12 protein-coding genes and 1 pseudogene are annotated in these 15798 nt (G+C 63.5%); 12 read left to right on the top strand and 1 reads right to left on the bottom strand.

Annotated elements, in window-relative coordinates:
* Positions 1-118 precede the first annotated feature (118 nt).
* The 12 genes and pseudogenes from pcaB (at position 119) to ACTRWB_RS09370 (ending at position 14414) form a co-directional block, all read left to right on the top strand.
* A complete protein-coding gene (gene pcaB, locus ACTRWB_RS09425; protein ID WP_446901704.1) occupies positions 119-1492 on the top strand; it encodes a 3-carboxy-cis,cis-muconate cycloisomerase in 1374 nt (457 codons plus the stop codon).
* A gap of 27 nt (positions 1493-1519) precedes the next feature.
* Complete coding sequence (locus tag ACTRWB_RS09420) at positions 1520-2941, top strand: cation:dicarboxylate symporter family transporter (protein WP_446901703.1); 1422 nt, start codon at positions 1520-1522, stop codon at positions 2939-2941.
* Positions 2942-2967: 26 nt separating this feature from the next.
* Entirely contained in the window at positions 2968-4356 is a 1389-nt protein-coding gene (locus ACTRWB_RS09415; RefSeq protein WP_446901702.1) for a class II fumarate hydratase, read from the top strand.
* Entirely contained in the window at positions 4247-4789 is a 543-nt protein-coding gene (locus ACTRWB_RS09410; RefSeq protein ID WP_446901701.1) for a hypothetical protein, read from the top strand. Before ACTRWB_RS09415 ends, ACTRWB_RS09410 begins: the two co-directional genes overlap by 110 nt.
* A gap of 163 nt (positions 4790-4952) precedes the next feature.
* Positions 4953-5246, top strand: a pseudogene (locus ACTRWB_RS09405) (ISNCY family transposase); the annotation flags it as partial.
* A 343-nt stretch (positions 5247-5589) separates the two neighbouring features.
* Positions 5590-6891, top strand: coding sequence for an MFS transporter (locus tag ACTRWB_RS09400; RefSeq protein ID WP_446901700.1), 1302 nt, complete (start codon positions 5590-5592; stop codon positions 6889-6891).
* A gap of 193 nt (positions 6892-7084) precedes the next feature.
* Positions 7085-8170 carry a TauD/TfdA family dioxygenase gene (locus ACTRWB_RS09395; RefSeq protein WP_446901699.1) on the top strand — a complete coding sequence of 362 codons (1086 nt, stop codon included), beginning with the start codon at positions 7085-7087 and terminating at the stop codon, positions 8168-8170.
* Positions 8171-8289: 119 nt separating this feature from the next.
* Entirely contained in the window at positions 8290-9867 is a 1578-nt protein-coding gene (locus ACTRWB_RS09390) for an FAD/NAD(P)-binding protein (RefSeq protein ID WP_446901698.1), read from the top strand.
* Between the two features lie 9 nt (positions 9868-9876).
* On the top strand, positions 9877-10515 hold the full coding sequence (gene maiA / locus ACTRWB_RS09385; protein ID WP_446901697.1) for a maleylacetoacetate isomerase: 639 nt from the start codon (positions 9877-9879) through the stop codon (positions 10513-10515).
* 82 nt (positions 10516-10597) lie between these two features.
* A complete protein-coding gene (locus ACTRWB_RS09380; protein WP_446901696.1) occupies positions 10598-11968 on the top strand; it encodes an MFS transporter in 1371 nt (456 codons plus the stop codon).
* Between the two features lie 24 nt (positions 11969-11992).
* Positions 11993-13168, top strand: a complete 1176-nt coding sequence (locus ACTRWB_RS09375; protein WP_446901695.1) for an ATP-grasp domain-containing protein — start codon at positions 11993-11995, stop codon at positions 13166-13168.
* Positions 13149-14414 (top strand): ATP-grasp domain-containing protein, encoded by a 1266-nt coding sequence (locus tag ACTRWB_RS09370; RefSeq protein ID WP_446901694.1) that lies wholly within the window; start codon positions 13149-13151, stop codon positions 14412-14414. The genes ACTRWB_RS09375 and ACTRWB_RS09370 overlap by 20 nt, the downstream gene beginning before the upstream one ends.
* 124 nt (positions 14415-14538) lie before the next feature.
* Here the strand turns inward: ACTRWB_RS09370 and ACTRWB_RS09365 are convergent, their stop codons facing one another.
* Complete coding sequence (locus ACTRWB_RS09365; RefSeq protein WP_446901693.1) at positions 14539-15441, bottom strand: LysR substrate-binding domain-containing protein; 903 nt, start codon at positions 15439-15441, stop codon at positions 14539-14541.
* Positions 15442-15798 lie beyond the last annotated feature (357 nt).

Genomic DNA, 15798 nt, shown 5'->3' with positions numbered 1-15798 from the left:
CAACATCACGTTCCATTCGAATTGGGTAAACCCGGATTTGCCAAACATGTTCGAACATATCTAATGCGACTTGTTCGAACATATTAGCCAACCCGACTTCCCATCACAAGGTAGCACCATGCCCCTCAACGCCATCCCCGCCGCCAGCACCGTCGTCGACTCCGCGCTCTTCCGAGATGCTTTTGGCACGAAGAAGATGCGTCAGATCTTCTCCGACGGTGCGCTCGTGCAGCGCTACATCGACGTCGAAATCGCGCTGGCGAAGGCTGAGGCACGCGTCGGCACGATCCCGAACGAAGCCGCCGAGGTCATCGCGAGCGAATCGCGCATCGAGCGAATCGACTTCGACCATATGCGCGAGGAAACCGACATCGTCGGCTATCCGATCCTGCCGCTGGTACACCAGCTTGTGACGATGTGCGGCGAAGCAGGTCGCTACGTGCACTGGGGGGCGACCACGCAGGACATCATGGACACCGCCGTCGCCCTCCAGGTGCGCGACGCGCTCGACAGCATCGACGCCGACATTCGCGAACTGCGCGGCATTCTCGCAGATTTGTCGACGAAGCACCGCAATACCCCGATGGCCGGCCGCACTCACCTGCAACAGGCGCTACCGGTGACCTTCGGCTACAAGACCGCGATCTGGCTGGCGATGTTCGACCGGCACCAGCAGCGTATCGCCGAACTGCGCCCCCGCGTGGCGGTGGTGGAATTCGCCGGCGCGGCCGGCACCCTGGCATCGGTTGGCGAGAAGGGTTTTGCGATCCAGCAGGCGCTGGCCGAAGAGCTGGGCCTGGGCGTGCCGGCCACCACCTGGCATGTGGCACGTGATGGTTTCGCCGAAGCGGTCAACCTGCTCGCGCTTGTCACCGGCTCGCTCGGCAAGATCGCACTCGACATCATGATCATGGCCTCGACCGAGTTCGCGGAAGTCTACGAGCCCTTCGTGAAAGGGCGCGGCGCCAGCAGCACGATGCCGCAGAAGCGCAACCCCATTTCCAGTGAACTGATGCTGGCAGCCGCCAAGGCCGTGCGCCAGCACGCCGGGTTGATGGTCGATGCAATGGTGCAGGACTTCGAGCGCGCCACCGGCCCATGGCACGCCGAGTGGATTGCCATTCCGGAGAGTTTCATCCTGACCTCGGGCGCGCTGCACCAGGCGAAATTCGCGCTGGGCGGGCTCATCGTCGACACCGCCCGCATGCGACACAACCTCGATATCTCCAACGGCCTGATCGTGGCCGAGGCCGTGATGATGGGCATGGCGCCGCACATCGGCCGCCAGCAAGCGCACGACGTGGTGTACGACGCCTGCCGCACCGTGAACGAAACCGGCGGCACGCTGGCCGACGCGCTCTGCGCCCTGCCGATCGTCACGAAGCATCTCGACCGGGCCGCCGTCGAGCGCTTGTGCGACCCGGTCAACTATCTCGGCCTCGCCCCGCAGATGGTGGATCGCGCCATCGAACTCTCGAACAAGGTGGCCTGAACACAGGCCCCGGTGGAGGTAGACATCATGCAAGACCCGACCATCCAGACCCCTGCAGTTCCACCCACCGCGCCGCCGGCCTCCCCACGGCGTCCCTGGTATCGCAAGCTCGGCATGCAGGTGCTCGTCTCGCTGCTGCTCGGCATCGGCGTCGGCTTCGTGTTCCCGACCTTGGCCGTGAAGCTGAAGCTGCTGGGAGACCTGTTCCTGTCGCTCATCAAGGTCGGCGTGGCGCCCCTCGTCTTCCTGACCATCGTGCACGGTATCGCCTCGGCGGGCGACGTGAAGAGCGCCGGGCGCGTAGGCTGGCGGTCGATCCTCTACTTCGAGGTAATTTCGACCGTCGCGCTGATGGTCGGCATGCTCGCAGGCAACCTGCTGGAGATCGGCAAGGGGATGGCCCACGTCACGGGCAGCGCCGTCGCGCCGGCGTCAAAGGCGGTGGCACCGCAGGGCTTCCCCGAATTCATGATGCACATCGTGCCCGACAACTTCGTCGGCGCATTTTCCAGGGGCGAACTACTGCAGGTCGTGGTGCTGGCGGTCATGGTCGGCATCGGGATCCTGGCCATTCCGGAGACGCGTCGCGCGACGATCAACCATGGCCTCGACACCCTCTCCGAAGTGCTGTTCTCCTTCATCAATCTCGTGATGAAGCTGGCGCCGATCGGCACCTTCGGCGCGGTGGCCTATTCGGTGGGTATCAACGGCGCAGCGGTACTGGTCGCACTGGCGCAATTCGTCCTGAGCTTCTACGCGGTGGTGGCGCTGTTCATCGCCGTCGTGCTCGGCATCGTCGCGAAGGTGGCGGGCTTCAGCCTGTGGCGCTTCCTGCGGTATATCAAGGACGAGATCCTGATCGTGCTCGGCACGGCCTCGTCGGAAAGTGCACTGCCGCGTCTGCTGATCAAGCTCCAGCGGCTGGGCTGCGCCAAGCAGACCGTCGGTCTGGTGCTGCCTACCGGCTACGCGTTCAACCTCGACGGCACGTCCATCTTCATGGCGATGGGCGTGATGTTCATCTCCCATGCGTACGGGGTGCCACTGACACCGGACCACCAGCTCGGCATCCTGGTATTGATGCTGCTGACGTCGAAAGGCGCGGCCACGGTATCCGGCGGCTCGTTCGTGGTGTTTGCCGCGACCGTGACGTCGACCGGGGTGCTGCCGGTGGAAGGGCTGGCCGTGATCTTCGGTGTCTACCGCTTCCTGTCCATGGCCATCTCGACCTGCAACACCATCGGCAACAGCGTGGCGACGGTGGTCGTGGCCAAGTGGTCGGGCACGTTCGATGCCGAGACCGCAAAGCGCCACCTTTATCCCGAGCGCTATCCCGACCCGGCCGCGGCCGACACCGCGCTTGACGACGGCGTTCTGCCGGGCGGCGCTACCCATGCGGCCGATCCGTCTGCGTCCCGCACCCCGCTGCAGCGCACGACGGCCGCCTGAACTGAACAACCTTCGCTGGATTCAACATGACAACGTACCGCACCGAGAATGACGCGTTCGGCCCTGCCGACATACCCGCCGACCGCTATTGGGGTGCCCAGACGCAGCGCGCGCTGGCCGTGTTCGCAGTCGGGGAGGAACGCTTCCCGGACTGCCTCGTCCATGCGTTCGGCCTGCACAAGATGGCCGCCGCCCACGCCAACATGCGGTGCGGCGTGCTTGACGCGTCGCTCGGTGCAGCCATCATCGCGGCCGCGGGGGAGCTGCGCGGCGGCCGATTCGATGAACACTTCCCGCTGTCCATCTGGCAGACCGGTTCGGGCACACAGACCAACATGAACACCAACGAGGTGATCGCGAACCGCGCCAACGAACGGCTGGGGCAGCCTCTGGGCACCAAGTCGCCCGTCCACCCGAACGACCACGTGAACGCGTCGCAATCGTCAAACGACAGTTTTCCGTCGGTCATGCACATCACCGCTGCCATCGAACTGGAAGACCGACTGGTCCCGGCGCTCGGCCGGCTGCGCGACAGCCTGCACGAACGCGCCGGCGCCTTTGCCGACGTGCTGAAGATCGCCCGCACCCACCTGATGGACGCGGTCCCCACCACGCTCGGCCGCGCCTTCGACGGCTTCACCGCGCAGATCGACAATGCGCTGGCACGCCTGTGCGACACGATGCCCCGCCTGCTCGTCCTGCCGCAGGGCGGTACGGCGGCGGGAACCGGCCTGAACGCCCCGCCCGGCTTCGACCAGGCGTTCTGTGAGGAAGCGAGCCGCCTGAGCGGCCTGGCATTCCGTCCGAATCCTTGCAAAGTCGAGGGCATGGCCGCACACGACGCATTGCTCGAACTCTCTGGTGTGCTTAACGTGATCGCCGCGTCGCTCACCAAGATCGCCAATGACCTGCGCTGGATGGGTTCCGGTCCGAACGCCGGCCTTGGCGAATTGCTGCTGCCGGACGATGGGCTCACCTCCTCCATCATGCCCGGCAAACGCAATCCGACCATCGCGGAGGTCATGGTGCAGGCCGCCATGCAGGTGGCAGGCAACCATGTGACGGCGACGATGGCCGCAGCGTCCGGCAGCTTTGAGCTGAATGTGGCGAAGCCGGTGCTGATCTACAACGTCCTGCAGTCGATCCGACTGCTGGCGGACTGTGCCAACGTTGCGGCCACTCGCCTCATTCCCGGCCTCCGGCCGGCCACGGAACGACTCGCGCGCGATCTGCAGAGCCCCTTGCTCGCCGTAACCGCCCTGAATCCGGTGCTGGGATACGACAAGGCAGCCTCCATCACCCGCCATGCCACCGGACGCAGAATCGCGCCGCGCGAGGCAGCGATCGAGCTTGGCCTGCTGGACGGAGAGACATTCGACAGGCTGGTGGATCTCCGACGCATGGCGGGGAAATGACGCCGAGTCGATAGCGGGCAAATCATCGGGGATAGCGTCGGCCAACTGGTCGGCGACAATGTCCAGGCTCCAGACTTCATTGGGCCGAGCACCAACGCTCGGCACTGTCCGGAAAATCCAGGCCCGACAGTGCCCACCCGGGATCTACCAGCCCCGGGCGACGACAGCCATACCTGAGCGAACGGGTGCCGGTCGACGCCAGCGATTACGCCAGCCGGGCGCCTGGACGCGCACGTACATCATCGCGACCCGCTGGGCGGAATTGCTGAGCCGCGACCAGTTGCCCGAGCGCACCGCCCATATCATCCGCTTTGCCGTGAAAGGTCTGTGGTTCGACGAGGTGTGCGGACTGCGTCCGCTGGACCCGGCGCAGCGCGCGGCATTCGTCGACTCGCTTCTTGCCATGACACGCCCGCTCGCCCCGAGCCAATAGGCGGGCTCCCGCGAACGTTCTCCGGAAGGACTTTTCAACGCGGCGCCCCAAGTACCAGGATTCATTACATTTTGCTTGTGGCAGCCATATCCTGATGTCGTGTTCTAGCCAACTTGACCGACTCAAATCCAGGCGGTCGTCGAGACGGGTTTGAAGCCCAGTCGGCGTGGCGGGTCTGGTATCGGTCAAACGCGGGATGCCAAGCAATCGGGCGCTACCGATCGATTTGCGCACACAGACGATAGCGCTCGTGCGGGAGCGCTACGCCGATTTCGGGTCGACGCCGGCCTGCGAGAAGCTGTACGAGTGCCACTGCATCAGACTGGCCAAGGAAACGGTGCGGCGCTGGATGCAAGACGCGAGACTATGGATTCCGCGCAAAGAGCATCCGCCGAAGATTTACCAGCCGCGGGCGCGGCGTGCTTGTCTGGGCGAGCTGATCCAGACCGATAGCAGCGGCACAAACGCAAGCACCCTGCACGTTCAGGAAACCAAGGCATAGAAACCACCAAGGTGGTCCGATAACCGGCAACCCGTCGTGCTCGTCCCCAACCGAGCCGGGTTGAATCAGTACCGTTCGATAGCATAAGAGAATCCCATGGAACTATCAGAAAAGACCGTTTGCTCGATCGAAATCGCTCCCCGAGAATGCCAACTCGAAGCACACGAACGGTAAGCAGGACGGGCGCCGGATGTCCGCTCGACGTGCCGATCGATCAGCATGCCCCCAATCCTTGCTCGATGCGGAGTCACGCACGCGGCCTGGAAGCCACTACACACAATAAGGAAACATGGCGGAGATGACGAACGGCACTCACCCGATCGAGCAAAGCGTCACAAGAAAATTTATCTGGCGCATTGTCCCGTTCCTGACCGTCTGTTACGTGTTTGCGATACTCGACCGCAACAACGTTGGCCTTGCCGCACTGCAGATGAACCAGGATCTCGGGTTGTCCAGGTCGGCCTTCGGCTGGGGAAGCAGCCTGTTTTTCATCGCATATTTCCTGTTCGAAGTACCCAGCAACATCCTCCTCCAGAAATTCGGCGCCCGAATCTGGCTGGCACGCATCATGATCAGCTGGGGTTTGATCGCGACGGCGATGGCGCTGGTCACGGGGCCGGTGTCGTATGGTATCGCCCGATTCGTGCTCGGCGCGGCCGAGGCAGGCTTCTTCCCCGGTGTGCTGCTCTACCTCACGTTCTGGCTACCTGCGGCCTACCGGGCCCGTGTGATTGCGCTGTTTATGGTGGCGATCCCGTTGTCCGGGTTCTTCGGTTCGCAGATTTCAGGGTGGCTTCTTTCGCTCGACGGCCTGCACGGCCTGCGCGGGTGGCACTGGCTATTCATCGCAGAGGGGCTTCCGGTGTTCGGCTTCGGTTTCGTCTGCCTGTTTCTGCTCACGGATCGCCCCGAGCACGCATCGTGGCTGACATCTGCCGAAAAGGAATGGCTTGCGTCGCGTCTGCAGGCCGAGCGCAACACGGCCCGCCCGATCGCCGAAGTCTCGGCGTGGCAATTGCTGCGCAACCGGCATGTCTGGGGCCTGACGCTGGCGTGCGCGGCGGCATTGGCGGCCGGCAGTGTACTGGGCGTGTGGCAGCCGCAACTGATCAAGTCACACGGCCTCACGAATCTGGAAACGGGCATGCTCAACTCGATTCCATACGGCATCGCGTCCGTTCTGATGGTGATCTGGGGATGGCGCTCCGACCGCACGAGTGAGCGCAGGTGGCATACCTGTGCGCCGCTGCTCCTGATCGCCGTCGGTTTCGGCTTCGCCGGCCTGGCCGGCAACCTCGGCGCAATTCTCGCGCTACTGTCCTGCGTGCTGATCGGCGCCTACTCGTTCAAGGCCCCCTTCTGGGCATTGTCGCTCGAGTTACTGACGCCACGCGTCGCGGCCGTCGGGCTCGCGGGCATCAACGCCGTTGGAACACTGGCGGGAGGACTGATGGTCAACGTGTACGGCATCATCCTCGACAAGACCGGCAGCACGAACCTGGCCATGATGCCGACGGCAATCATGGGTCTGGCCGGTGCAATCGTCATCTTGACGATTACGCGCGGCGGCAGCGCCCGCGTCGCCAGCACACGGGCATGATGCCGGGCCGTCCGGGGGCCGGACGAGCCGGCCCGGCAAGCAGGGAGCGCGGCCCGTAGCACGCGCAGATGCGCGGCAAACGGCCGGCCGCTTTATCGCCCGCTTTTCCAGCATGACTTCAGGTATCTCGTCAACACGGTTCCAATCTTTTTATTCTGTAATCCTTAAAATATAGAATAATCCGGAGGGCTGCATGGCTTCTAAGATTCACGAAAACGATGAAGCGTTTGTAAAACTTGACGATTCGGAGGCCGCGTCGGTTCGCGCCGCCCTGGAAGGGATCGAGTACGATCCCGGCGGTGGCGTCGAATATCTGGCCACACTGAGAAAGGCCGTTTACTCACGCTTCCCGGACAGGCTGATCGCCCTTCTCGAGACGTTGAAGGAATCCAGCGGGTCGCACGCGCCCTACCTCGTCGTTGACAATCTCCCCATCGACGGCGGCATCACGGGGAGCCCCTCGTTTCATGAAACAGGTGCGACCTTCAAGGCGGGCGTACTCAGCGAAAATATCCTGTCCGCCATCGGTGCGGTGATTGCGGAGCCGTATTCGATCTATCACGAGGGCCGCGAACTCATCAACAACCTGACGCCGCATCTGCACACTGCACGCGATTACACGGGGCTGGGCTCACTGGTCGAACTCGATTTTCATACTGAGAACGCCGCCCAGGCGCACATGCCCTACGGCGACACTTCGCCGATCGCGCTGATCCTGCTGGGCATTCGTCGGCAATCCGGCGACGGAGAACCTGAAACGCACCTGTCGGATGCAAGAAAGGCGCTGGCGTTGCTCGACGACTCCGACATCCGCTACCTCAGGGAACGGCATTTCATCATCCGCGTGCCCTATCGCTGGCGCGGCACCGCGTCCGGCCCGCAAGACAATACCGAACTGTGCTCGATCGTATCCGGCCCCGCGGAGGCGCCTCGCGTCACGGTCGCGTTCTATCCCGACATGGTGCTTCCGGTGAATGCGAACGCACGCACGGCACTGGAGAATTTCTATCAGGCCGTCAGATCCGTGTCCGTCGGCGTGAAGATCACGCCCGGCCGACTGGTTTACATCAACAATCGCTTCGCGCTGCATTCCCGCGACCGGTTCTCGCCGACGTTCGACGAAAATGGCCGCGCAAATCGCTGGGTGCAGCGCATCTTTCTCGCGCCGAATCTCTGGAACTACCGGGTTTTCGACCGAACGCTGGCCCGCGTGTTCGATCCGAGCTCGCTCGGCAAGGCCGACACGCACCCCGGCCCACACACGACCGCCGCGGCCTGATCGGCCGCCATGCGACGCCGGGCCTGATCCGATGTCCGCACGCAACCGGTGACGCCGGCGCGTGCGGTCCAGGCGTCGTCGCCCCCTCTTTCGTGATCGAAAAAAATCAGGAATACGACGTGACAACTTCAACTAACGCAGCGGTCGCAAGCGTGGCGATCGTCGGTGGCGGCGCGGCGTGTGTTTCCCTGTTGCATCAGCTGATTCCGCATTGCGTCGACCGTCGAGCAAGCCCGCTCGACATTCTCGTATTCGAGAAGAAACCTGCTGTCGGGCCGGGCCTTGCGTATCAGGAGGACGGTGAGGCGCTTGTCCTGAACCGCATTGCGGATGCGATGTCGATCTCCCCGACCGACACCACATTGTTTTCCCGTTGGATGCTGTGGAAAGCCTGTTACTCGCGCGAGATACGCGAGGCCACCGGCGACGGCTTTCCCGATACCTATGTGGCGCGGCGGCTGTTCGGACGATTCCTGCACGACGCTTTCCTCGAAATCCAGCGCGTCGCGGCCAGTCGAGGAATATCCGTGCGGGTGATTCACGAAACGGTCACCGCGATCGATCGCCGTTCGGTCCCGTGCGTGCATACCGAATCCGGAAGCTGGCCTGCCACGCACATCGTCCTGGCGACCGGTCACACCAACCCGAAGGATTACTACGGGCTCGCGGGCCACGATCGCTACCTTCACTTCGCCTACCCGGTCAGCGAGCATCTCGGGAAGCTGCGGTCCGTCGCGTCGATCTGCATCCTCGGCGCGAGCCTGACCGCGATCGACGTTGCGGTCAGCCTTCAGGCAGTCGGATATCGCGGGCGCATCGATATGCTTTCGAAACGCGGGCTGCTGCCGTACGTCAAGGGAAAGAGCTACCCGTCCCATACCCTTCGGCACCTGACCGGGCAGGCACTGGCACGGATGACCGGCGGCGGGACCGCCAAGATCGGCTTGCGGACGATGTTCCGGCTGTTCCGGCGGGAGCTGCGCGCTGTCGGCGTCAGCTGGAAAGTCCTGTTTGGCGCGGAATGCGGTCCGGCCGACGCGCATCTCGACGCGCAAATCAGGAGCGCGGGCGAGATCCGGCCATGGGCGCCGGTATTCCGCGCGCTGAACGGGCTCGTGCACGATCTCTGGCATGCGCTCGACGAAGCGTCGCAGCATCTCTTTCTGGCCCGTTTCTCGAGACGCTGGATGTCGATTCGCACGCCGATCCCGCTTCAGAACGCCACCCGCCTGCAGGCGATGATGCAGGCGGACCAGCTTCGGATCCTGTCCGGGCCGGCGGCCTTCGCCCCGACCGCGTGCGGCCGGATCGAGATGACGCGGCGCGACGGCGCGAAACAGCGATACGACATGGTGGTCAACGCCACGGGAACGGCGGCCTGCGTCGACACACAAGACGATTCGGCGCTGATCTGGTCACTTCTCGAGTCCGGCATCGCCGAGCGGGACGCAAGAGGCGGGATCAAGGTCGACTTCGAAAGCGGTGCGCTCGTATCCCGCACCGGATCGATCGACCCGAACATTCGTGCGCTCGGTCACGTTACGAGCGGCACCTATTTCTATGTCGATTCGCTGGACATGATCTCGCGCCAGGCCGAGCGCATTGCCGCAGCCCTGGCAACGCAGCTCGACGCAACCGCGCAGGAAGCCGCGACCGATGAAAGCCCCGATTCTCGGGCTCTCAGTCTCACCATCTAACTGCCGAGCATGCAACTGCACAACTACTTCAACAGTTCGACCTCCTACCGCGTACGCATAGCGATGCGCCTCAAAGGTATCGACTATCAATATTTGCCCGTCAATCTCCGGGCAAATGAGAACGGGTCCGCCGATTATCTGGCGCTGAATCCTGCCGGCGGCGTCCCGTTGCTGGTCCAGGACGACTTTACCCTTCACCAGTCGATCGCCATCATCGACTGGCTCGACCAGACCGTTCCGGAACCACGACTGCTGCCGGAGGATCCTGTCGCGCGGGCGAGGACCCTGGAACTGTCGTATGCCATTGCATGCGACATCCATCCCGTGAACAACATGCGGATACTCAAGTATCTGGGCCGGACCTTCAATGCGACCGACGCGCAGAAAGCGCAGTGGTACCGGCATTGGGTGCACGAAGGATTCGTCGCCGTCGAGAGCCTGCTGCGCAAGCATCGTCGCGGCGCACTCTGTTTCGGAGATGAACCGACGCTGGCCGAATGCTGTCTCGTTCCGCAGATCACCAATGCGCTGCGAATGGGATGCGACTTCGCCAGCTTTCCGATCTCGACCGAGATTTTCGATACGTGCATGACGATGCCGGCTTTTCTGGATTCGGCGCCAGCTGCCCAGCCCGACTACCAGCCTTGACGCGTCGCCGCGCCGCGAGCCGCGAGCGTGGCAAGCGGCAGGTTTTCCCACACGAACGAATGCGTCAAGGAAAGTCCCGACAATGAATACGGTCACCAGGCAACCCACCGCAGGCAACGCGAACGGAATGGGCCTGACGCTCGCTGCGACGAGCTTCGGGTTTGTCGTCGTGCAACTCGACGTGACGATCGTGAACGTCGCGATGCCGACCATCGGTGCGGGATTCAGCACCGGTGTACAGGGGCTCCAGTGGATCGTGGATGCCTACACCATCGCCTTTGCGGCGTTGCTGCTGCCCGCCGGCGCGATCGGGGATCGTTTCGGCAGTCGCCGCGTGTTCAGTGTCGGGCTCGTCCTGTTCGCGCTGGCGTCGCTCGCGTGTGCGGCCGCGCCGTCGATCGCGGCCCTCGTCCTGTCGCGCGCCGCGCAGGGAATCGGCGCCGCCTTGATCCTGCCCGCCTCGCTCTCGCTCCTTTCCCATGCCTGCGCCGGCGATTCGGAAGCGCGTGCACATGCCGTCGGCTGGTGGACCGCCATCGGCGGCGTCGTAAGCGCGATCGGCCCGGTTGTCGGCGGCGTGCTGACCAGCAGCCTGGGCTGGCGGTGGATCTTCTTCGTCAATCTCCCGATCTGTGCAATCGGCCTGCTGACCACGCGTCGCCACGTGGCCGAAACGGTCCGCCTGCCTGCGCAACGGCTGGACATCGGCGGTCAGTTGCTGGCCATCGTCGCACTGGTCTTTCTGACGCACGCCGTGATCGAGGCCGGCGTGGCGGGCTGGCTTGCAACGGATGTGCTTTCCGGCTTTGCAATCGCGGCGGTCGCGACAGGCGCGTTCATCGCCAATGAGGCACGCGTTGCCGCGCCGATGATTCCCCTGCGCCTCTTCCGGAACCGCGTGCTCTCGGTGTCGGTCATCCTCGGAATCATCACGAATCTGACGTTCTACGCACTGATTTTCGTACTGAGCATCTACTTTCAACGCGCCAGGGGCTATACCCCGACCGAGACGGGCCTGGCGCTACTGCCCTTCACCGCCATCATGCTGGCGAACCTGACCAGCGCGCATCTTGCCAAACGCTTCTCGCGGCGCACGCCGGTCATCCTCGGCAACATCATGTCGGCTGTCAGCTTCGCGCTGCTGCACGGGATCGACGACGGAACGCCCTACCTGCAGATTTTGCCTGCGCTGCTCCTCCTCGCCCTCGGCACGGGCATGAGTACGCCGGCGCTCACCTCGTCGATTCTCGCGAGCGTCGAACCAGCGCGCGCCGCCACCGCGTCGGCCATCTTCAGCGCATCGCGCCAGGTCGGCAGTGCACTCGGCGTCGCGCTGGTCGGAACGCTGCTGGCCGGCGCACCGACGCAGATCGCCGCCGGCGCGGCCGTCTCGTTCGACGTATCCACCTGCCTGCGTCTTGTGAGCGCGCTGCTGGCCGCGCTCTTTCTTTGACTCCCTTGCCCAGAGGTAATCCTCATGTCGCGCCTGATCGTAATCGGCACCCGCAAGACGGGCAGCAGCCTTGCCCTGGTTCGTGCGGCACTCGACCGAAACCTGGACGTCACGGTGATCGGCGGCCCGGACGACGCGTTGCAAGGCGTGTTTCCCGCGCACGTCGACATCGTCTGCATGGCCCGGGACGCCGACGTCATTGCCACATGGATTCGCAAGCACTACGCCGATCCGGACCGCCTGCTGCGCGTCACGACCACCAACGACGCCTATGCGGCCGTGGCCGCCACGGTTGCGAATACGCTGGGGCTCCCGGGCCCCGATGCACCGTGCGTGGTGCGGGCCGCGTCGAAAGCGCAACAAAAGGCCTTGCTGGCCGACTGCGGCATACCGAGCGCCGAATGCATCGTCGTCAAGCTGTCCGACCTGCCGGCATGTCATTGGAAACTGGACGACCTTTGTTTTCCGGTCGTGATCAAGCCGGTCGGCGGCACGGCCGGGTACGGCGTGAGGCGCTGCGACAACCGGCACGACGTGCTGGACCACCTGGCCTCGCTGTCCCGCAATGCCCGTGCCGAAGCCCGAGTCGACTCCGGCGACGAAGTCATCATCGAGACCTACCTTGCCGGCAGCGAATACTGTGTCGAGTATTTCGACGGTCGATACGTCGGTGCACTGCGCAAGCTGAAACGGTATGGCGACGGCTTCCTGGAGCGCGGCTATACGTCCGAACTCGACCTCGACGCGCCGTCGCTGCGACGCCTGATCGACTGCGGCACGGAGGCCGTCGTACGTTCCGGCCTGACATGGGGGCCGGTGCATCTCGACTGCATCGTCAGCGACGGTCGACCACACATCGTCGAGATCAACCCGCGCATCGCGGGAAGCTTCATTTGCGACATCGTGCGAGATGCATACGGCTTCAACACGATCGACCGCCTGCTCGACAAGCTGGAAGGCAAACGCGTCGTCGTGCCCGAACTGTTCGCGCCGGGCGCGTTCGCCCGCGTCGATTTCCTTCTCGACAGCGATCCCGTGCCCTGGGATTACTCGCAGCCCGGCGAACTGAAGAACGGCGACCTCCACATCAGCTATGGCCCGCAGCGGCTGACGAGTCGCCAGCGTCGCGCCTATCTGTACCTGCGCAGTCCCTTTCAACCCGAAGCAGAGAGAGCCTTCCATGCAAAAACCATTGATTGACACGGTTGCCATCGTCGACGGCGCATCGACCAGCGTGCATCTCGCCCCCGCGTTCCGCTCGTACGGGGTGAAGTGCGTCCACATCCTCAGCAGCGAATCGCTTCCCGACCGGCTGAAGGCGCAGATCAATCCGGGCGACTACGTACGCAACGTCGTGCATCGCGGCGATGTTAGGGAAACAGCCGACCAGTTGCGCGATCTCGACATCAGCGTCGTGCTGCCGGGTGGCGGCAGCGGCATCGAGCTTGCGTCATGGCTGGCCGAAGCGCTGGACGTTCCGCTGCGCAACCCGGTCGAGCTGGCCAGCGCACGGCGCGACAAGTTCGAACAGATCGAGGCACTGAAGCGGGCCGGCGTGCACACGCCACAGCAGTTTCAGGCGCGTTCGGCGCAAGAAATCGTCGACTGGGCGCGAACCTTAGGGCGCCTGCCGGTCGTCGTCAAGCCGACGCGCGGCGCAGGCGTCAGCGGCGTGAAAATCTGCCGGACGCTCGCGCAGGTCGAAGAAGCCGCCCGCTGCATCCAGGCAAGCACGTCGTACTACGGCGAAGTCCAGGATGACATCCTGGTGCAGTCGTACAGCGAGGGACAGGAATACATCGTCGACGCGGTCTCCTTCGACGGTCGGCACAAGGTGATCAGCGTGTGGGAAGTCGAACGCGATCGCGGTCATTCGCCGCGACTGGAAAAAATGCTCGTGGTCGACCACACGGCGCCCCGCTTTCGCGAGTTGATCGCATACGCGTTCAAGGTGCTCGATGCCGTCGGCCTGCACTACGGCCCGTCGCACATGGAGTTGATCGTCACTGCCGACGGGCCGGTCATCGTCGAGCTGAACTCGCGTCTGCACGGCAGTCTGGACCCGCGGCTCACGACCGCGGTAACCGGACGGAATCACGTCTCGGCAACGGTCGAGGCGTTTTTGAATCCGGTGCTGTTCAAGCAGACACTCGACGAACCGCCACGCTTCAGCGGCTTTTGCGGCCACGTTCTGCTCGTGTCTCCACGAGCCGGGGTGATGAGCGCCGATTTCCCGTGGGCATCGATCGAACAGCTTCCGTCGTGTGTCGGTGTGAAGCGGTGGGTCAAGGCGGGCGACAAGCTCAGCGTCACGACGGACCTCCAGACTGCGCTCGGCACCGTGGCGCTGTTCGATACGCAGTTCGACCAGTTGGTCTCCGACTGGAAATCGATCCGTGAAATCGAAGGCCACCACTTCGCGGAGACGAATGCAGCCGGCGTCTGACGGGTCCGCTGCCCGTGTGCGCCGAATGGTGCGGCGCGCCGGTGGAGGCGCCGCCAGCGCACGGACAACTGAAGCCGCCTGATCGCCGGTCGACCGGCGGCGGGGTCGGCCTCGCGCCGGATGTTCAGAACGTATCGGTCGATTGCTGAAGGTGCTGGAGAAGGAAATCGTGGAACGCCTGCGCGGCCGGCGACAGCGATCTCCCGCTGTGCGTGAAGATGTAGAACGCGCGCGTAATGACAGGATCGATCAGCGGACGCACCTGCAGCCCGTACAGTGAAACAAGCGATCGTGCGTACGACAGGCAGGCGGTCACGCCGAGGCCGGCGTTCACCATCGACAACGCGGTGGACATGAACGCCACTTCGCTGGACGGCGACAGGTTGAAATCGTGCGTCGCCCGAAGGTCGCAGGACAGGTTCTCGGTGAACTGCCCGCGCAGCGAAATGAACGGCAATGGCGCGAGGTCTTCCCAGCGGAGCTTCGCTTGCTGCTCGAGGACGTGCCCGGGCGGAAGCACCGCGATGAACGGTTGCTCGAACAGGAAAGCGGCATCGATGTCGCAGTGCGTCTCGCGCTCGGGACCGATCCCGAAATCCACCTCCCGTGCAACGACATGCGCAGTCACGTTGTCCACCATGCAGTCGGCGACCTGGACATGGATGCCCGGATACTTTTTGCCAAACGCGGAAATGGCGGCAGGCAACACGGTGGACGACAGCAACTGGGGCGCAGCGACACGAACCGTTCCCGTTCTCAGATTTTTACGGTTCAGGAGGTCGGCCGTTACGGTATCGAGTTCCCCCAGTATCTTCTCGATCAGCGGATAAATATCGGCACCGACATCCGAAAGACGGACACGGCGCGCCTTGCGATCGACGACTTTCAAGCCGATTACTTCTTCCAGTTCCTTGATAAGACCGCTAAGCGCCGATTGCGTCACGGAAAGATTTCCGGCTGCAAGGGTAAAGCTTCCGGTACGAGCGACCGCAACGAATGCCCTCAGTTGTCGGAGCGTAACGTTCATTAGCCAACCTCTTCAACACATCACGAAATTCGACTCTACGGACCCGGCCGAGCCGCCGAAAGCGGGTAAGTCCGTTGCTCTGGGTTTCGCGCGTGCGATCAAGCATCTTGGCTGAGCAAGTCAGATTCGCCGATCGAACCGATTGCAATTTGGTTTATTCAGGTGGTGTCGCGCGACGGGTGAGCCTAGCATACCGACGCATCGGACGCGGAAGAAATCTGCTTCTGCGCATCCGAAAATGTTATGAAATTGAAAGGAACTCGTTTCATTCCCTGAATGCCATCGGGCCTGACGGGATTATCACTGTTCGTCTCGGTCCTTGTTTGCCTGACCGGTTTCGCGTCGAATCATTCCGAA

The organism is Burkholderia sp. YIM B11467, from assembly GCF_052952715.1.
This window is presented reverse-complemented; position numbering and strand designations above follow the sequence as displayed.